General features: G+C 68.4%; 19 protein-coding genes. 8 read left to right on the forward strand and 11 right to left on the reverse strand.

What is annotated here, in order from left to right; all coding sequences use genetic code 11:
- Positions 1-76 precede the first annotated feature (76 nt).
- Positions 77-667 carry a lamin tail domain-containing protein gene (locus QSK35_RS27465; protein ID WP_285750418.1) on the reverse strand — a complete coding sequence of 197 codons (591 nt, stop codon included), beginning with the start codon at positions 665-667 and terminating at the stop codon, positions 77-79.
- A 112-nt stretch (positions 668-779) separates the two neighbouring features.
- On the opposite strand from QSK35_RS27465, the gene QSK35_RS27470 reads away from it, so the two are divergent.
- Complete coding sequence (locus QSK35_RS27470; RefSeq protein ID WP_285750419.1) at positions 780-1,694, forward strand: alpha/beta fold hydrolase; 915 nt, start codon at positions 780-782, stop codon at positions 1,692-1,694.
- Here the strand turns inward: QSK35_RS27470 and QSK35_RS27475 are convergent.
- Positions 1,604-2,161 carry a hypothetical protein gene (locus QSK35_RS27475; RefSeq protein ID WP_285750420.1) on the reverse strand — a complete coding sequence of 186 codons (558 nt, stop codon included), beginning with the start codon at positions 2,159-2,161 and terminating at the stop codon, positions 1,604-1,606. The two genes, QSK35_RS27470 and QSK35_RS27475, sit on opposite strands and share 91 nt — an antisense overlap.
- Positions 2,158-3,537 (reverse strand): WS/DGAT/MGAT family O-acyltransferase, encoded by a 1,380-nt coding sequence (locus QSK35_RS27480; protein ID WP_285750421.1) that lies wholly within the window; start codon positions 3,535-3,537, stop codon positions 2,158-2,160. Before QSK35_RS27480 ends, QSK35_RS27475 begins: the two co-directional genes overlap by 4 nt.
- Before the next feature lie 273 nt (positions 3,538-3,810).
- Between QSK35_RS27480 and QSK35_RS27485 the strand changes: the two genes are divergently transcribed.
- The 4 genes from QSK35_RS27485 to QSK35_RS27500 all read left to right on the forward strand — a co-directional run bounded on the left by QSK35_RS27485 (position 3,811) and on the right by QSK35_RS27500 (position 7,935).
- Positions 3,811-4,572: an alpha/beta fold hydrolase gene (locus QSK35_RS27485; protein WP_285750422.1), complete on the forward strand. Its 762-nt coding sequence runs from the start codon at positions 3,811-3,813 to the stop codon at positions 4,570-4,572.
- A 56-nt stretch (positions 4,573-4,628) separates the two neighbouring features.
- Positions 4,629-5,546 carry a hypothetical protein gene (locus QSK35_RS27490; protein WP_285750423.1) on the forward strand — a complete coding sequence of 306 codons (918 nt, stop codon included), beginning with the start codon at positions 4,629-4,631 and terminating at the stop codon, positions 5,544-5,546.
- A 17-nt stretch (positions 5,547-5,563) separates the two neighbouring features.
- Complete coding sequence (locus QSK35_RS27495) at positions 5,564-6,454, forward strand: hypothetical protein (RefSeq protein ID WP_285750424.1); 891 nt, start codon at positions 5,564-5,566, stop codon at positions 6,452-6,454.
- A 104-nt stretch (positions 6,455-6,558) separates the two neighbouring features.
- Positions 6,559-7,935 (forward strand): glycoside hydrolase family 28 protein, encoded by a 1,377-nt coding sequence (locus tag QSK35_RS27500; protein WP_285750425.1) that lies wholly within the window; start codon positions 6,559-6,561, stop codon positions 7,933-7,935.
- Here QSK35_RS27500 and QSK35_RS27505 read toward each other — a convergent pair.
- Positions 7,926-8,894 (reverse strand): DUF2332 family protein, encoded by a 969-nt coding sequence (locus QSK35_RS27505; RefSeq protein WP_285750426.1) that lies wholly within the window; start codon positions 8,892-8,894, stop codon positions 7,926-7,928. The two genes, QSK35_RS27500 and QSK35_RS27505, sit on opposite strands and share 10 nt — an antisense overlap.
- A 120-nt stretch (positions 8,895-9,014) precedes the next feature.
- On the opposite strand from QSK35_RS27505, the gene QSK35_RS27510 reads away from it, so the two are divergent.
- The 3 genes from QSK35_RS27510 to QSK35_RS27520 all read left to right on the forward strand — a co-directional run bounded on the left by QSK35_RS27510 (position 9,015) and on the right by QSK35_RS27520 (position 11,720).
- Entirely contained in the window at positions 9,015-9,779 is a 765-nt protein-coding gene (locus tag QSK35_RS27510; protein ID WP_285750427.1) for an enoyl-CoA hydratase/isomerase family protein, read from the forward strand.
- A 124-nt stretch (positions 9,780-9,903) separates the two neighbouring features.
- Positions 9,904-10,941 carry a GTP-binding protein gene (locus QSK35_RS27515; RefSeq protein ID WP_285750428.1) on the forward strand — a complete coding sequence of 346 codons (1,038 nt, stop codon included), beginning with the start codon at positions 9,904-9,906 and terminating at the stop codon, positions 10,939-10,941.
- Complete coding sequence (locus QSK35_RS27520) at positions 10,938-11,720, forward strand: hypothetical protein (RefSeq protein ID WP_285750429.1); 783 nt, start codon at positions 10,938-10,940, stop codon at positions 11,718-11,720. The genes QSK35_RS27515 and QSK35_RS27520 overlap by 4 nt, the downstream gene beginning before the upstream one ends.
- A 58-nt stretch (positions 11,721-11,778) precedes the next feature.
- Here the strand turns inward: QSK35_RS27520 and QSK35_RS27525 are convergent, their stop codons facing one another.
- From QSK35_RS27525 to QSK35_RS27555, 7 genes are all read right to left on the reverse strand, one after another.
- The gene (locus QSK35_RS27525) at positions 11,779-12,369 is read right to left on the reverse strand and encodes an MBL fold metallo-hydrolase (protein WP_285750430.1); all 591 of its coding nucleotides are present in this window, start codon (positions 12,367-12,369) and stop codon (positions 11,779-11,781) included.
- Positions 12,369-13,454, reverse strand: a complete 1,086-nt coding sequence (locus tag QSK35_RS27530) for an S-(hydroxymethyl)mycothiol dehydrogenase (protein ID WP_285750431.1) — start codon at positions 13,452-13,454, stop codon at positions 12,369-12,371. Before QSK35_RS27530 ends, QSK35_RS27525 begins: the two co-directional genes overlap by 1 nt.
- Before the next feature lie 12 nt (positions 13,455-13,466).
- On the reverse strand, positions 13,467-13,985 hold the full coding sequence (locus QSK35_RS27535) for a VOC family protein (protein ID WP_285750432.1): 519 nt from the start codon (positions 13,983-13,985) through the stop codon (positions 13,467-13,469).
- A 21-nt stretch (positions 13,986-14,006) separates the two neighbouring features.
- Positions 14,007-14,858, reverse strand: a complete 852-nt coding sequence (locus QSK35_RS27540; protein WP_285750433.1) for a chorismate transformation FkbO/Hyg5 family protein — start codon at positions 14,856-14,858, stop codon at positions 14,007-14,009.
- Positions 14,859-14,951: 93 nt separating this feature from the next.
- Positions 14,952-15,224 carry a DUF4235 domain-containing protein gene (locus tag QSK35_RS27545; protein ID WP_285750434.1) on the reverse strand — a complete coding sequence of 91 codons (273 nt, stop codon included), beginning with the start codon at positions 15,222-15,224 and terminating at the stop codon, positions 14,952-14,954.
- Positions 15,221-15,508 carry a DUF3618 domain-containing protein gene (locus QSK35_RS27550; protein ID WP_285750435.1) on the reverse strand — a complete coding sequence of 96 codons (288 nt, stop codon included), beginning with the start codon at positions 15,506-15,508 and terminating at the stop codon, positions 15,221-15,223. The genes QSK35_RS27545 and QSK35_RS27550 overlap by 4 nt, the downstream gene beginning before the upstream one ends.
- On the reverse strand, positions 15,505-15,894 hold the full coding sequence (locus tag QSK35_RS27555) for a phage holin family protein (protein ID WP_285750436.1): 390 nt from the start codon (positions 15,892-15,894) through the stop codon (positions 15,505-15,507). Before QSK35_RS27555 ends, QSK35_RS27550 begins: the two co-directional genes overlap by 4 nt.
- Between the last annotated feature and the right edge of the window lie 64 nt (positions 15,895-15,958).

Below are 15,958 nucleotides of genomic sequence, written 5' to 3' on the forward strand. Positions count from 1 at the left end.
GGTAAGACTCACGGGGCCGGAGCGTAAAACTCGCGCGAGTTTTACGCTCCGGCCCCCTGTGTCTTACCTTGGCGCATCACTCCGAGCCCGCGCTGCGCCTCGCGATGTGGAAGTCGGTGCGGTTGTCGTCGGTGTCGGTGCCGAGCACGTCACGGGACAGCGACCCGCCGAGCGGCGAGGTGCGAGCCGGTCTGCCCTCCCCAGGGCACGTCCCGAGCTGTGGCGGCGCCCATGCGACGGCGTCGACCCGGCTGTTCCCGGTGAACAACGTCGCGGAACCCCGAGCCGGGAGCAGCTCCACCCCCAGCGACAGCACCTGCGCATCGACATCGACGGTGCTGCTGAAGTCCGGTCCGGTGAGCACCAGGAAGTCGCCAGGGCTGCCCGCCCGTGCCAGCACGAAGCCGTCCAGCGGTAGCACCAGCACCACCTGGCACGACGGTATGGCCGTCTGGACCCGCACCCTCACCCCCGTCAGATCCTGTGGCACCCCGCTCACGTTGCGGATCTCCAGGAACTCGTCCAGGGCGCCGTTCGGGCCGTCCGGGGACAGCTCGTTGATCACGACCGTCGTGGACACCTGGATCTGGATCTGGCCTGCCGCCGTTCCCTGCGTCACACCGAGCACGCAGGCGCCTGCGACCAGGGTCGCGAGAATTCGTTTCATCACGAACATCGATGCTGCTCCGCAGCGAACACGCCTCCAAGGGGCCAGTGCGGAGACCGGAAACACCCAACGGGGCCTTGTTTGAGACGGCGTTGCCAACATACTGGTTGGTATGACGACCGTTGCGAACTTCGGTGGGACCAGCCACCACGCGGACATCGACGGGCCCGTGCACTGGGTCGACTTCGGAGGACCGGCCGACGGTCCGAAGATCGTCCTGGTGCACGGGCTCGGCGGTTCGCACCTCAACTGGGCGCTGCTCGCGCCGAAGCTCACGCACGTCGCGCGGGTCGTGGCCGTCGACCTCGCCGGGTTCGGGCTGACCTTTCCGGAGGGACGCGCGACGTCGATCTCGGCGAACGTGAAGCTGCTCGGCCGATTCCTCGAAGAGGTCGTTCAGGAGCCCGTGATCCTCATGGGCAACTCCATGGGCGGCCTGATCTCGATCCTGCACACGTCGAAGCAGCCCGACGGTGTGCGGGGGCTGGTGCTCGTCGACCCGGCGCTGCCGATGGTGCTCGGCACGCGCCCGGACCCGACGATGCTGACGACGTTCTTCATGTACTCCGTGCCCGGCCTGGGCGAGCGGTTCCTGGCCAAGACGAAGAGCGCGCCGGCGCGCGCACAGGTCGACCGGGTGCTCGAACTCTGCTGCGCGAACCCGTCACTGGTGCCCGAGGAGCTGAAGCGGGCCTCGGAGCACCTGCTCCACACGCGAGCGAAGGTCAAGGGGCTGGACGCGGCGTTCCTGGCGGCCGCGCGCTCCACGGTGTTCGCCGTGTCGCGGCGCGGCCCCTACTTCGGCGCCATGGCGGGCATCAAGGTGCCGGTGTTCCTGATGAGCGGCGACAAGGACCGCCTTGTGAACGTGGCGAGTGCGCGGTACGCGGCCCGCAGGCACCCGCACTGGCGCTACGACGAGTTCGCCAACGTGGGTCACGTGCCGCAGTTGGAGATCCCGGACGTGGTGTCCGAGCGCGTGCTGGACTGGCTGGAGACCAACCGGCTCAACAGTTCCGCGAGCTGAGCGACGCTGAGCCGCTCCCGGATCACGGGAGCGGTTCCCGTCAGCACGAACTCGTCGCCGTCGTGCTCCAGCCCGGTGAGCTTGATGCCCCTCGGCAGCTCGGGGATCGGGAACACCTTCGGCGGCAACCAGCGGTGCACGCGCACGTGCACCGCGTCGTCGACGAGGAACACGTTGAGCGGCAGCCACTTCCACCGCTGCAACGCGGGCACGTCCGAAGCGGCGACCTTGCACGTGAACTCGACCGGCGACGCGACGATCGTCGCGGGCGGGTTCACGTGCACGTCGTGGAACACGAGCGTCGCGGACAAGGCCCGGTAGGACGCCCACCGGATGTCCTCCAACTCGACGCGGACGTCGTCGAACTGGCCGAGCGCCACACCCACGGCACCCAGCCGGGCGTCGAGCCCGACGACGGTCATGGAGGCGTCGTGTTCGCCGACCCGAACCGTTAAGGCGTATCTCACTCGGCAGAGAGTGCCACGAGTTCGTCGAAGCCGGTGCGGACACCATCCGCTAGCACCTGCACGTCCGGCACGCCGTCGAAGTCCGCGTTGATGCCGAAGGTGAACTTGTCCAGGTAGGAGAAGATGCCGACGGTGATCCGGACGGTCGAGGCGACCGGCACGTACGGGAACATCTCCACCAGCGGACGGCCGAGCATGTAGAGCGGCACGCGCGGGCCGGGCACGTTCGTCGTGATGGTCTGCAGGACCTGCTGTGGGAACCGCATCGCGGTGCGCGAGCCCAGCGCCATCAGCGTGGGGGCGGCGAAGTTGCTGAGGTTGGTCAGCACGTCCGCGCCCGCGGCCTGGCGCGACGACTTCAGGTCGTCCATCTGCTCGCGGATGATCCGCAGCCGCTCGACGGGGTTCGACTCGCCGACCGGCAGGTTGACGAGGACCGCGCTGACCCGGTTGTTCAGCTCGTTGTGCTGGTCCGCCTTGCGCATCGACACCGGCACCATGGTGCGCACGACCATGTCGTCGGCGAGCTCGCCGCGCTTCTCCAGCAGGTCGCGGAAGCCGCGGGTGATGGCGGCCAGGATGACGTCGTTGACCGTGCCGCCGGTGACCTTGCGGATCTGCTTGATCTCGGCGAGGTTCGCGCGGGCCCAGACCCAGCGGCGGTGCGGGCCGATCGGGCCGTTCAGCGACGTCGCGGCGCGCGTGAACAGGCGGCGCGCGGTGCCGGGGAGGCTGCCGAGCACGGACTTGCCGAAGTCCAGGATCTCGCTAAAGCTGCGCAGGTTGCGGGCCAGCGCGGGCAGCGCGGACAGGTGCTGGACGGGCGTCAGCACGGCGTCGCGCACGCCGTCGACCATCAGGTCGAGCGTGCTGGGCGTCGGCGCGGGCGTCCACTCCTTCGGCTCCGGCAGCTTGCTCTCCTGCTCGGTGCCCAGCAGGAGCTGCAGCATGTCCGTGCCGGAGACGCCGTCGATCATGCAGTGGTGGACCTTCGAGATGATGGCCCAGCGGCCGCCCTCGAGGCCCTCGACGAGCCACGCCTCCCACATCGGCTTCTTGTCGTCCAGCTTCTGGGCGAAGATGCGGCCCGCGAGGTTGCGCAGCTGGTCCTCACCGCCCGGCGAGGGAACGGCGGTGTGCCGCACGTGGTAGAGGATCTGGAAGTGGTCGTCGTCCACCCACACCGGACGTCCGACGTGGAACGGCAGGGCCTTCACCTTCTGCCGGTAGCGGGGAACCTGCTCCAGGCGCGACACGAAGAGACGGATCACGTCCCCGTACGACGGCGCCGGACCGTCGAAAACCAGAACCGAGCCCACGTGCATGGGCACGTTCTCGTCCTCGATGAAGTAGAAACCTGCGTCCAAAGAACTCATCCGATCCACCCACCAAGGGTAGGGCACAGATTGGTTCTGAATCGACGTCCATGCAGGTGAGAGGCAGTGCACACCTGTGAGGTTGCCAACGTGTTACCGGACACATGCGAATCGAGACATGAAAACGCTGGCGAAATGATCGTCCGCGAAACATCATGGATACATCTGGACAACGTGGTCCAGGCGCCGGCTCGGGGTTGTCGACGTTGCGGGGAGGCTCTCATGTCTGCCGTTCCTTCAGAGTTCCGTGAAACGCCTCCCACACGCTTGCACTTGGTCAGAGGGTCGGCGCCGAGCCTCTTCTGGCACCTCACCGAGCCCACCCGCTGCGCGGTCGACGTCGCCCAGTTCGTGGCCTCGCGGGCCATGCTGCGCGGAGCTCCCGCGGGTGACGAGCATCCGGTGCTGGTCCTGCCCGGCCTCGGCGCGGCCGACAGCTCGACGGCGCTGCTGCGGCGGTTCCTGACCGGCCTGGGCTACCAGGTCCACAAGTGGGGCCTCGGCCGCAACATCGGCCCGACGCGCAAGGCCGTCGACGGCATCCACTCGCTGATCCAGCGCGTCTCGGACGCCTACGGCGGGCCGGTCAGCCTGGTCGGCTGGTCGCTCGGCGGCATCTTCGCCCGCGAGCTCGCGCGTGACCACCCGCACCGCGTGCGCCAGGTGATCACGCTGGGCAGCCCGTACAACATGACGGACCCCAGGCAGTCCCGCGCGCTGCCGGCGTTCGAGCTGTTCTCGCGGCTGCACATCCCGAAGGACGAGTTCCCGCCGCCGGAGCACATGCGGCCACCGATCCCGGTGCCCGCGACGTCGATCTACTCCAAGACCGACGGCATCGTGGCGTGGGAGTCGTGTGTGGAGGAACCGGGTCACCGCCGGGAGAACGTCCAGGTGTCCTCTTCGCACCTCGGTTACGGCTACAACGCCACCGTGCTGTGGGTGGTCGCGGACCGGCTGGCGCAGGCGGAGGGCACGTGGCGGCCGTTCGTGGCGCCGCCCGGCATGGCCGCGATGTTCCCCAAAGCTGCGTGAACGGTTAACTCCGCTCGGTAGCGCCCGAGGGACGGTGATCCCTACCGTCCCTCGGTATGAAAATTGTTCACGCGGTACTCGCCGCTGTCGTTACCACCGTGCTAGTGGCGCCGCCGGCCTCGGCCGCCACGGATGCCGAGCTCGCCGCGCACTGGGCTCCGGTGCACATGCAGGACACCGACTCGTCCGACTACGACGCCGACTATCTGTCCACAGTGGACTTCGACGGCGACTGGAACGCGCTCAACAACTGGGAGTCCGAATCCGGGCCGCTCTCCCGGTTAACGGGTGCCGCCTACTACTCCGTGGTGGAGACGTCCACGCACTGGTTCCTCGTCTACAGCTTCTACCACCCGCGCGACTGGGAGGACTTCCCCGACCCGTTCGGCCAGTACACGCACGAGAACGACATGGAGGGCGTGCTCTTCGCCGTGCGCCGGGACGGCTCGGCGTTCGGCAAGCTCGAGGCCGCGGTCACCGTGGCGCACAACGACTTCTACTCCTACGTGCCGGCCGGGTCGCCGTACACGGGCGGTCAGGAGAACGTCGACGGCACGCTGGCGCTCGTCGACGGCCACCCCGCCACGCGGCAGGAGGCCAAGGGGCACGGGCTCTACAACTGGGACACGGTGACCTTCCCGGGTGGTGATGGCGTCGTGTACTTCCCGACCGGGGTCGGCGAGGTGCCTTCGTCGGGCAACGACCGCTCGGTCGGGTACCGGCTCGTGAACACCTTCGCCACCGGCGGATTGTGGGCGCGGCGCAACAACTCCGAGACCTACGCGTCGTTCGGCACGTTCCGCGGCGACAACGGCAAGGACAACGCGGCGAACACGGCGTGGGGCTGGGACGACCAGAACGACGGGTCGATCCTGCGCGGGTACATGGCGACCGACCCGGCGTTGCTGATCAACACCTACTTCTCGAACAAGGGCACCTTCAGCCTGCAATACACCCGCAACGCCTATCGGTGATCTCTAGGATCCGCCTCATGGGGGGATCCAGAGTTCTTGTGCTGTGCGCGCTTCTGGCTGTGGGCGGGTGTACCGCGGAGCCCGGTGCACCCGTTCATGGCCCGCGGCAGCAGATTCCGCGCACCAAGGTGTTCCTAGAGGTGCCCGCGGGCATGCAGGTCGACGAGAACCTGCCCGGCCTGACCAGGCCAGGCACCCGGACGAACGTGCTGGTCAGCATGGTGCGCGCCCTCGGGATGCCGCCCGACGTGCGGATCGACGGCGCGGCGTCCGAGTACGACAGCGTCAACGCCCCGCGGTACGGCCTGGAGGTCCGGGAGACGCAGCGGCTGACCGTGGCGGGCAGCCCGGCGGTCGCGGCGAGCGGACGCCGGACCCAGGACAACACCTCGTTCGTCTCCGTCTCCGTGGCGGTGGACGACTACACGGTGCTGATGAAGGGGACGCTCGAGCCGAACGACCCGGTCTCGGTCGACGACCTGCGGGCTCTGCTTCTCGACGTCGTGTGGAAAGCCGATGCGGATCCCGGCGGTCGCGGCCTCGACATCACCCCGGCAGCGGGGTACCAACGGGCCGGCGGGCTGGTGTTCACGCTGGGCGGCAAGCCCGGTCCGGGAGTGCCCGAACTGGTCGTCACCACGACCGACGACAAGGTGTACACGCCTGCGTTCGAGAGCTTCGCCGTCGACCGGTTCCAGAAGCTCGCCTCGAAGCCGGTGGTGGACAAGGTGACGATGGTGGACCTGGCGGCATTGAACGGATACGAGGTCACCGGTGGCGGGAGCTACCTGATGGTCCTGTTCAAGGACGACGGGTGCATCATGATCGCCGGGACCTCCGACCCGGTGAAGTACCCCGACCAGGTGCCGGCCTTCCGCGAGATGGCGCGTTCGCTGAAGATCTCGTAGCCGCCCTGGACGAGGACAGCGAAAACGTTTACGGTCTTTTCTGTAACACAGCTCACAAACCCGCCGCCGCCCACGTTTTCCTTCACTGCGGAAGAGGAACGTCCATGGACGGCAGGATCAACCGGCGGCTGTTGCTGAAGTCAACCCTGGTCGCGGCGGTCGGGACCCCGCTGCTCGCGCAGGCGGCCGTCGCCGTACCCAAGGCACGCGTCCAGGCGGTGCCGACGCTGCCGTGGCCGGAAGCCAACGAGATCGTCAAGAACACGAAGCTCCCGTCGTTCCCGGACAAGAACTTCAACGTCATGCAGTACGGCGCGAAGAACGACGGGAAGACCGACAACACCGACGCGTTCCGCAAGGCCATCGGCGCGTGCAACGAGGCGGGCGGCGGACACGTGATCGTGCCGTCGGGCACCTACGTGACGGGTGCGGTGCACCTGCTGAGCAACGTCGACTTCCACCTCGAGGCCGGCGCGGTGCTCAAGTTCTCCGGCGACGCCTCGAAGTTCCCGGTCGTGCTGACGCGGTACGAGGGCATCGAGTGCATGAACCGCTCGCCGATGGTCTACGCGTACAAGCAGACCAACATCGCGATCACCGGCAAGGGCACCCTCGACGCGGGCGCGACCGGCAGCTGGAACAAGGGCAGCGACCGGAAGTGGCTGGAAGGTCAGGTGTCCAAGCCGCCGCAGCAGCGGGTCGTGCCGGGCAACGCGCAGATGCGGTCCACGTTCGTCGAGCCGTACAGCTGCGACACCGTGCTGATCCAGGGCATCACGCTGAAGAACCCGAAGTTCTGGCAGATCCACCCCACGCTGTGCAAGAACGTCACGGTCGACGACGTGCACACCGACCCGTCGACGGCGTCGTCCAACACCGACGCGTGCGACCCCGAGTCGTGCGACCACGTCGTCATCTCCAACTCGGACCTCGGCGCACACGACGACAACGTGGCGATCAAGTCCGGGCGCGACGAGGACGGGCGGCGGATCAACGTGCCGTGCCAGAACCTCGTCGTGGTCAACTGCCGGATGAACGGCAACTGGGGCGCCATCACGTGCGGCTCCGAGCAGACCGGCGGCATCCGCAACGTCTACGCGTACAAGCTGAACTGCGTCGGTGCCACGAAGTTCGCGCTCTACGTCAAGTCGAACACCAAGCGCGGCGGGTTCTCCGAGAACATCAACCTGGACAGCGTGTCCGGGGTGTTCGAGCGGTCGATCATCTACGTCACGACGACCTACAACAGCCAGACCGGCAACTACGTGCCGAAGTTCGGGCCGTTCACGCTGTCGAACTCCAGCTGTACCAAGGCTTCGAAGGTGCTGGACGTCAGCGGGCTGTCCAACTCGCACGTCAAGGGGCTGGCGCTGAGCAACTGCAAGTTCACCGGTGTCGGCAGCACGTCCAACACCGTGAAGAACGTCGACGGGCTGAAGTTCACCAACGTGACCGTGAACGGAAAACCCGTTCAGGCGTAGACCGTGACTGACAGCCGCGGGTTGGTTCGCCAGTCCACTGGCTCGTAGGCGATCCGGGCCAGCGGCATCGAACCGGCCGCGGCTGTCAGCGTGGTCTCGATCTCGTCGCGTTCGGAGTCGGTCAGGTAGTTCCAGAACGAGCTGTGCCAGACGACCGTGAGCGTCGCCGGGTTCTCCGGCGGGACGAGCATCTCCCGCAACCAGCGGCCCGCCGGGGAGCACTGCACCGGCACGCCGACCTTCGCGGCGAGCGCGATGGCGTCGTCGAGGTCCCAGCGCAGCGCGTCGTGTTCGGGCGGAATGAAGCTGCGCAGGATCATCGCGTGCCGCGGGTCCTTCGGGTCGCGCGGCTGCAGGTCGCAGCCCGCCCGTTCGATGATCTCCAGCTGGTGCGGGCGCGGTCCGACGGCGGCCAGGCGCACGGGTGAGGCGATGTCGCCCCACTCCCAGCCGAGCCCGAACCAGCGGTACCGGTCGAGGATCAGGTTGAGCCCCGCGCACGCGCCGAGCTCCAGCAACCGGATGCGGGGCGCGCCCAGCATGGTCAGGCCGCGCAGCAGGAACCCGGCGGTCTTCGGCTGGTGCTGCTGCACGGTCCGGTCGAGCGCGGCGAGGATGTCGCCTGGGTTGTCCACGATCGCGCGGCGCGCGGCGAGCCACGCCAGCAGTGACGTGCTGTCGCCCTCACCGGACATGGCGGCGGCGTGCGCGGCGTTGAAGCGGTCGGTGAGCTCGGGAGCCTTGCCGTTGAGCATCAGCAGCCGCACGCCGGCCAGCGCCTGGATGCCGAACAACGGGCTGTGCACGGCGTGATGCGAGCACAGCAGGTCGGCCACCGGGCCGCCGCGGTCGATCTCGCCGGCGAGCTCGGACAGGATCCGCGCCGACACCGGCGCGCTGTTGCGCAGCCGCACCGCGAAGGTCCGCAACGTCGACGCACCGCTCCTCGGCCCGGTCACGCACGGCTCCCTTCACAGGTTCGTAAAAGAACTTTACAAGCAGGTGGCCTGCCCGAGGCCCATTTGAGATCGGTCTCTTGTTGACCCCGGCCACGCCGGTCGGGCGTTAGCGTGTTCGCCGTGAGCGAGTTCCTCGAACTGACGACCGCGGGCCCGGTCGCGACCGTGACGATCAACCGGCCGGCCAAGCGCAACGCGATGAGCCACGAGATGTGGTCCGCGCTGCCGGGCCTGATGGACGCCGTGGCGCAGGACGACTCCGTGCGCGTCCTGGTGATCCGTGGCGGCGACCACTTCTCGGCGGGCGCCGACATCGCCGAGTTCTCCACGTTGCGGCGCGGCGCGGAGGGCGCGGCGAAGTACGGCGCGGCCGTGCACGCGGGGGAGCGGGCCATCGCCGAGCTGGGGAAGCCGACGATCGCGGCGGTGCACGGGTTCTGCGTCGGCGGCGGCTGCGAGATCGCGCTCGCGTGCGACCTGCGGCTCGCGGCGGACGACGCGCGGTTCGGGATCACGCCCGCGAAGCTCGGGATCGTCTACAACTTCACGTCCACCAAGCAGCTGGTCGACGTCGTGGGACCGGCGTGGGCCAAGCAGATCCTGTTCAGCGCGGACCTGATCGACGCGGCGACCGCGCTGCGGATCGGGCTGGTGAACGAGGTGCACCCGCCGGCCGAGCTGGACGGGCGGGTGAAGGAGCTGGCCGAGACGATCGCGTCGCGCGCGCAGGTGTCCGTGCGCGGGGCCAAGGAGATCGTCAACCGGATCACCGACGGCGGGCACGAGGACCTGGCCGTGGAGGCGCTCTACGCGGAGGCGGCTCATAGTGCGGACTACGCGGAGGGCGTGACCGCGTTCCTGGAGAAGCGGCCGCCGCGGTTCTAATTCGGTCGTCGCCCGAGCGCGGCGCCGCTAGCATCCGGGAAAACGCGAAAGGAGAACGGTGTGAGGTGCGCTGTCGAGTTCCCCAGCCCTGTGGACCTCTTGACAGCCCTGGAGCCGTTCTCCCTTGGAACACTTGAACATCGGCATTCTCGCGCACGTAGACGCGGGTAAGACCAGCCTCACCGAGCAGCTGCTGCACCACGCCGGGGTGATAGACCGGGTCGGCCGGGTCGACACCGGCGACACCCAGACCGACTCGCTGGCGACCGAACGCCGGCGCGGCATCACCATCCGGTCGGCCGTCGTGTCGTTCGTCGTCGGCGACACGCGGATCAACCTCATCGACACCCCCGGCCACCCCGACTTCATCTCCGAGGTCGAACGCGCCCTGCGCGTGCTCGACGGCGTGGTGCTGGTCGTCTCGGCCGTCGAGGGCGTGCAGGCGCAGACGCGGGTGCTGATGCGTGCCCTGGCGCGTGAACGCATCCCGGTCGTGCTGTTCGCGAACAAGATCGATCGGGCGGGCGCCCGGTACGACGGGCTATTCACCGAGCTGGCCGACCGGCTCGGCGTGGCGTGCGTACCCCTGTCGGACGTCGACGACATCGGTACCGCGGCCGCGCGGAGCAGGCCGGTCGAACCGTCCGCCGAACTGCTCGCCGAACACGACGATGAGTTCCTCGCGGCGTACCTGGACGACGCGGCGGACTGCCGTGCCGAACTGGTGCGGCAGACCCGCCGCGGCGTCGTCTCACCGGTGTTCTTCGGCTCCGCGCGGACCGGTGACGGCGTCGCCGAACTGGCCGCCGGCCTGAGCGATTTCCTCGGTGGCACAAGGGAGAACACGAACGAGCTGTGCGCGAGCGTGTTCAAGATCGAGCGCGGTCCCGCTCGCGAGAAGATCGCCTACGTGCGGGTGTTCTCGGGTGAGATCGGAGCACGTGACCAGGTCGAGGTGCACGGCGTCACCGCGAAGGTGACCGCGGTGCGCGTCTTCCACCACGGCGTGGACACCGTCGAGGCGCGCGCGTCGGCCGGGCAGATCGCCAAGGTCACGGGACTGAGGAGATCCGGATCGGTGACCACATCGGTGTGCGCGACCAGCCCGCCGACACCGCTCACTTCCCACCGCCCGCTCTGGAAACGGTGGTGCGCCCGGTGAGAACCACTGACGCGCCGGCGTTGTTCGCGGCACTGCAGGAGCTTGCCGAGCAGGATCCGCTGATCACCGTGCGGCAGGACGAGACCCGCCGGATCACCGTGCGCCTCTACGGCGAGGTGCAGAAGGAGGTGCTGCAGGAGACGCTCACCGACCAGCACGGCATCGCGGTGGAGTTCAGCGGCACGCAGACCGTCTGCGTCGAGCGGCCGGTCGGCACCGGCGAGTCGGTGTGGGAGATCGGCGACGGCCACAACCCGTTCTGCGCCACGCTCGGCCTGCGTGTCTCGCCCGGTGTGCCGGGCTCCGGGCTGACGTTCGGCCTGGAGGTCGAGCTGGGCTCGTTGCCGCTGGCGTTCCACAAGGCGATCGAGGAGACCGTCGAAGCCGCTCTGGCACGGGGTCTGTCCGGCTGGGAGGTCGTGGACGTCGCGGTCACGGTGACGCGGACCGGCTACTCGAGTCCGGTCACCGTGGCCGGCGACTTCCGCGGCGTCACCCCGCTCGTCCTGCGCAAGGCACTGCGGCAGGCGGGCACGGAGGTGCTCGAGCCGGTCAGCGGTTTCGAGCTGGAACTGCCCGCCGACGCGGTCAGCGCGACCCTGTCCCGCCTGGTCGAGCTGGGCGCCCTGGTCACCGAGTCGGCCATCTGCGGCGACCGGGCCGAGCTAGGCGGCACCCTTCCAACCGCGCGCGTGCACGGATTCGACCAGCAACTCCCCGCCCTGTCCCACGGCGAGGGCCTCCTGACCACCCGCCCCTCCGGCTACCAGCCGATCTAGTGCCGTTAAGGCCACCTTTGCTGCGTCCTGCGCAGTGAAGGTGGCCTTAACGGTCGTTCTAGAAGAGCTCGGCGCCGATCGTCGTGCTCGGGCCGTGTCCGGTGTGGACGATGGTGTCGTGGGGGAGCGTGAACAGGCGCTCCTTGATCGACTTCTCGATCGTCGAGCGGTCGGAGTACGACCGTCCGGTCGCGCCCGGTCCGCCCTGGAACAGGGTGTCGCCGGTGAACACGATCCCCATCTCGGGCACGTGGAAACAGCACGCGCCGGGTGCGTGGCCCGGCGTGTGCAGCACGTGGACCTCGGTCGACCCCACCGGGATGACCTGGCCGTCGGACAGTTCACCCGGCTGCTCGCCGGGATGCGTCATCGTCCACAGCACGAGGTCGTCGGGGTGCAGCAGGATCGGCGCCCCGGTCGCGTCGGACAACGCCGGCGCCACGCGCACGTGGTCGTCGTGCGCGTGGGTGGCCAGGATGGCGACGACCCGGCGGTCGCCGACCACCTCGAGGATCGCGGCGACCGAGTGCGGCGCGTCGATCACGACGCACTCGTGGTCGTCGCCGAGCACCCAGACGTTGTTGTCCACGTCGAAGGTCTCGCCGTCCAGCGAGAACGTGCCGGACGTGACGGTGTGATCCACTCTCATCAGAAGACCACTACGGACCGCAGCACGTCGCCGTGGTGCATCTTCTCGAACGCCGCCTCGACCCCTTCCAGCGCGATCTCCTCGCTGACGAACGCGTCGAGGTCGAACCGGCCCTGCCGGTACAGGTCGACGAGCATCGGGAAGTCGCGCGTGGGCAGGCAGTCGCCGTACCAGGACGACTTCAAAGAGCCGCCGCGGCTGAAGAAGTCGATCAGCGGCATCTCCAGCTTCATGTCCGGAGTCGGCACGCCGACGAGCACGACCGTGCCCGCGAGGTCGCGGGCGTAGAAGGCCTGCTTCCAGGTCTCCGGGCGGCCGACCGCGTCGATCACGACGTCCGCGCCGAAGCCGTCGGTCAGCTCCTGGATGGCCTCGACGACGTCACCCTCACGCGCGTTGATCGTGTGCGTCGCGCCGAAACCCTTGGCCCACTCCAGCTTCCGCGGGTCGGTGTCCACCGCGATGATCTTCGAGGCGCCGACGATCCGGGCGCCCGCGATGGCGCCGTCACCCACGCCGCCGCAGCCGATCACGGCCACGGAGTCGCCGCGCGCCACGCCACCGGTGTTGATCGCGGCGCCGACGCCCGCCATGACGCCGCAGCCGAGCAGGCCGACCGCGGCCGCGCGCGCGGCCGGGTCGACCTTCGTGCACTGTCCCGAGTGGACCAGCGTCTTCTCGGCGAACGCGCCGATTCCCAGCGCGGGGGAGAGTTTCGTGCCGTCCTGCAACGTCATCGGCTGCGCGGCGTTGAACGTCGAGAAGCAGTACCAGGGCTTGCCGCGACGGCACGCGCGGCAGGAGCCGCACACGGCGCGCCAGTTCAGCACCACGAAGTCACCGGGGGCCAGGTCGGTCACGCCGGCACCGACGGACTCGACGACGCCCGCGGCCTCGTGGCCCAGCAGGAAGGGGAACTCGTCGTTGATGCCGCCCTCGCGGTAGTGGAGGTCGGTGTGGCAGACCCCGCAGGCCTGGATCTTCACCACGGCCTCGCCCGGCCCGGGATCCGGCACGACCACCGTGGTGAGCTCGACCGGCTGCCCCTTGCCACGGGCGATGACGCCCTTGACCTCCTGCGCCACGTGCGACTCCGTTCAGTTGGTCAGGTGCTCGCCTTCGAACACCCCGAGCTCCTCGCGGTAGAACTCAACACCTACACCGTTGGGGTCGCGGATGTACAGGCTGTCCTCGACGCCCCGATCGGGGCCCAGGTAGTCGATGCCCGCTTCGTCCAACTTCTTCTTGATCTCGGCGAAACTCTCGGGCGTTACCGACAGCGCGAGGTGCTGCACGGCGCCGATCGTCTCGGTGAAGTCGGGGTGGTCGTGGCCGGGGAAGTCGAAGAACCCCAGCAGGTTCCGGTTGCCGATGTCGAAGAAGAAGTGGCTGGAACCCTGGTAGTCGCGGTTCTCCACCAGCTCGACCAGCGGGAAGCCGAGGAACTCGTGGTAGAACCGGATGGTCTGCTCCACGTCGCGGCAGATCAGCGCGAGGTGGTGCACGCCCCGGACCGGCGTCGCGGGCCGGTCGGCGCGGGGCTTCAAGTACTTGTCCTTGAGCTCGGCGCGGCGGGCCCGGATGGCGTCGAGGTCAGCACCCTCTGGCTGTGGCATGGCACCACATTAGTTGCACTTTCAACCGGCCACACCTTCGAACTCAGCCGTCCGGTTGGAATGCAGCAGTCCTGCGTGGAGATATGCGACGTCGGTCTCGGCGAGCAGCCGCGACTCGCAGTCGTACTGCACCGAGGCCATCAGCCCGGGGTGGCGCACATAGACCTTCAACGACGTCAGGTCGCTCAGCTCGTACCCGCGGTCGATGCCCCAGTCGGCGAGGTTCGCCTTGCTGATGAGGTGCTCGACGTCGTCCAGCGACGAGGCCGAGAAGTACAACCGGTCGTGCAGGAACGTGCCGCGCGCCCCGGTCGGCGCGATGATCGTGACCGGCACACCGGTGCGGCACGCGAGCAGGTGGAACGCCGTGCCACCACCGCGTGACTTGATCGCGGTCGCGGTCGGCAGCCCGCTCCACGTGACGGGCCGCTTGGCGAACGCCTCGGCCTGGCCGAGCAGGAACTCCTGGTACGTGCGGGGCGTCAGGTCCTCGAGGAAGTTCCACATCCGGAACACGTGGTGGTAGCCGAGCGTGCCGGCGAGCTCCAGCGCGGCGCGGAAGGCGAGGCGCCCGGCGTAGGTGTGCTCGGTGCAGGGCGGGATGCGCCCGGCGCAGAACAGGTACTCGCCGTCGTGGGAGTACGCGATCGCCTTGTGTTCACCGGACTCCACCAGCCGGGGACTGGTCCACACCTCCGCGAACCCGCTCGCGGCGTCGTCGACCAGGTGCACGTTGAGCACCGCGTGGCCGCCGCGCGAATCGGGGTTGAAAGTCGTGTTCGTGTAGTTGACGACACCCAATGCGCCGGGAACGGTGACGGAAAGCGGCTCGAATCTCGAGGACAGCGCGCGAGCGTTCAGTTGACGCGTCATCACTGGCCTCCCGGACGTCGGTGAGAGCAGCGTATGTCGCGAAACGATTGGTGTGTACCTTTGCGTCTCGTTTGGCCGCCGTCCGCCCCGGACTCAATCCTCCTCGTCGCCCGGCCACTCGCCTGTCAACTTGTTGAAACCCTTGGCCCCACCACGATCAATCGCGGCCTTGACCAGGCCGAATATCGCTCCCTGCAACGTCGCGGCGAACAGCACCTCGCTCCAGCGGCGGTTACGCATCGTGGCGCTCGGCGCTTCTTTTTCACCGGTTATGAATTTCCACACCTGCCCGAAAAGGGCGGACGCGACAAGGCCGCCGAGTGCGCCGAACAACAGACCAAGCGGTCGGTACAACAGCTTCGTCATCGAGTCCTCCTGGAATAGATCCAGAGAAGTGCGACGAGCGCGGCGAGGATCGCCCCGACGGTCGCCGGATGCCTGCGCGCCTTCTCCACTTGCTTCGCGACGGGCACCGGCAGCGCCTGCACGGCGTGGTCGGTGGCTTCCGTGAGCCGGACGGTCGTCTCGTGCGCCTTGTCCTTGACGCGGCCGGGCACGTCCAGCTTGTGCGTCAGTGCCTCGACCGTCTCGCCGAGCTCCCGGCGGGTCCGTTCGATGTCCTCGCGGAGCTCGTTCTCCGGTGTCGTCATCGGTGTGCTCCCTCGCGGATCGTGGCGATGTCCTGTTTCACGCTCGCCATCGCCTGCTCCGGCACCGGCGGCACGCCCCGCTTGATCTGGGCGCGCCCGATCAACGCGAGGATCCCGGCGATGACCAGGAGTGCGGCGGCGATGATGAACGCCGCGGCCCACGGTTCCAGCACCTGGGCCAGCAGCAGAATGAGTCCGGCGACCACGCTGAGGCCGCCCCACCACGCGAAGACGCCGGCACCGCCGAAGAGACCTGCGCCGACGCCCGCGTGTTTGCCCTTGTCGCGCAGCTCGGCGGAGGCGAGCCGCATCTCGTCGCGGACGAGGTGACTGACCTGCTCGGACAGCCGGCTGACGAGCTGCGCGGTCGACGGTTCGTTGTCCATGTTCACCGGCTACCCCCGGTAGCCGACGTTTACTCAGCCCGGCCGGGGGCTAGCGAACGTGACG

This window comes from Lentzea sp. NBRC 105346 (assembly GCF_030269605.1).
Taxonomy (GTDB): domain Bacteria; phylum Actinomycetota; class Actinomycetes; order Mycobacteriales; family Pseudonocardiaceae; genus Lentzea.

Coding starts and splice junctions, on each gene's coding strand:
- QSK35_RS27465 (WP_285750418.1), bottom strand. CDS start 667: ATGAAACGAATTCTCGCGACCCTGGTCGCAGGCGCCTGCGTGCTCGGT.
- QSK35_RS27470 (WP_285750419.1), top strand. CDS start 780: ATGACGACCGTTGCGAACTTCGGTGGGACCAGCCACCACGCGGACATC.
- QSK35_RS27480 (WP_285750421.1), bottom strand. CDS start 3,537: ATGAGTTCTTTGGACGCAGGTTTCTACTTCATCGAGGACGAGAACGTG.
- QSK35_RS27490 (WP_285750423.1), top strand. CDS start 4,629: ATGAAAATTGTTCACGCGGTACTCGCCGCTGTCGTTACCACCGTGCTA.
- QSK35_RS27495 (WP_285750424.1), top strand. CDS start 5,564: ATGGGGGGATCCAGAGTTCTTGTGCTGTGCGCGCTTCTGGCTGTGGGC.
- QSK35_RS27500 (WP_285750425.1), top strand. CDS start 6,559: ATGGACGGCAGGATCAACCGGCGGCTGTTGCTGAAGTCAACCCTGGTC.
- QSK35_RS27525 (WP_285750430.1), bottom strand. CDS start 12,369: ATGAGAGTGGATCACACCGTCACGTCCGGCACGTTCTCGCTGGACGGC.
- QSK35_RS27535 (WP_285750432.1), bottom strand. CDS start 13,985: ATGCCACAGCCAGAGGGTGCTGACCTCGACGCCATCCGGGCCCGCCGC.
- QSK35_RS27540 (WP_285750433.1), bottom strand. CDS start 14,858: ATGACGCGTCAACTGAACGCTCGCGCGCTGTCCTCGAGATTCGAGCCG.
- QSK35_RS27545 (WP_285750434.1), bottom strand. CDS start 15,224: ATGACGAAGCTGTTGTACCGACCGCTTGGTCTGTTGTTCGGCGCACTC.
- QSK35_RS27550 (WP_285750435.1), bottom strand. CDS start 15,508: ATGACGACACCGGAGAACGAGCTCCGCGAGGACATCGAACGGACCCGC.
- QSK35_RS27555 (WP_285750436.1), bottom strand. CDS start 15,894: ATGGACAACGAACCGTCGACCGCGCAGCTCGTCAGCCGGCTGTCCGAG.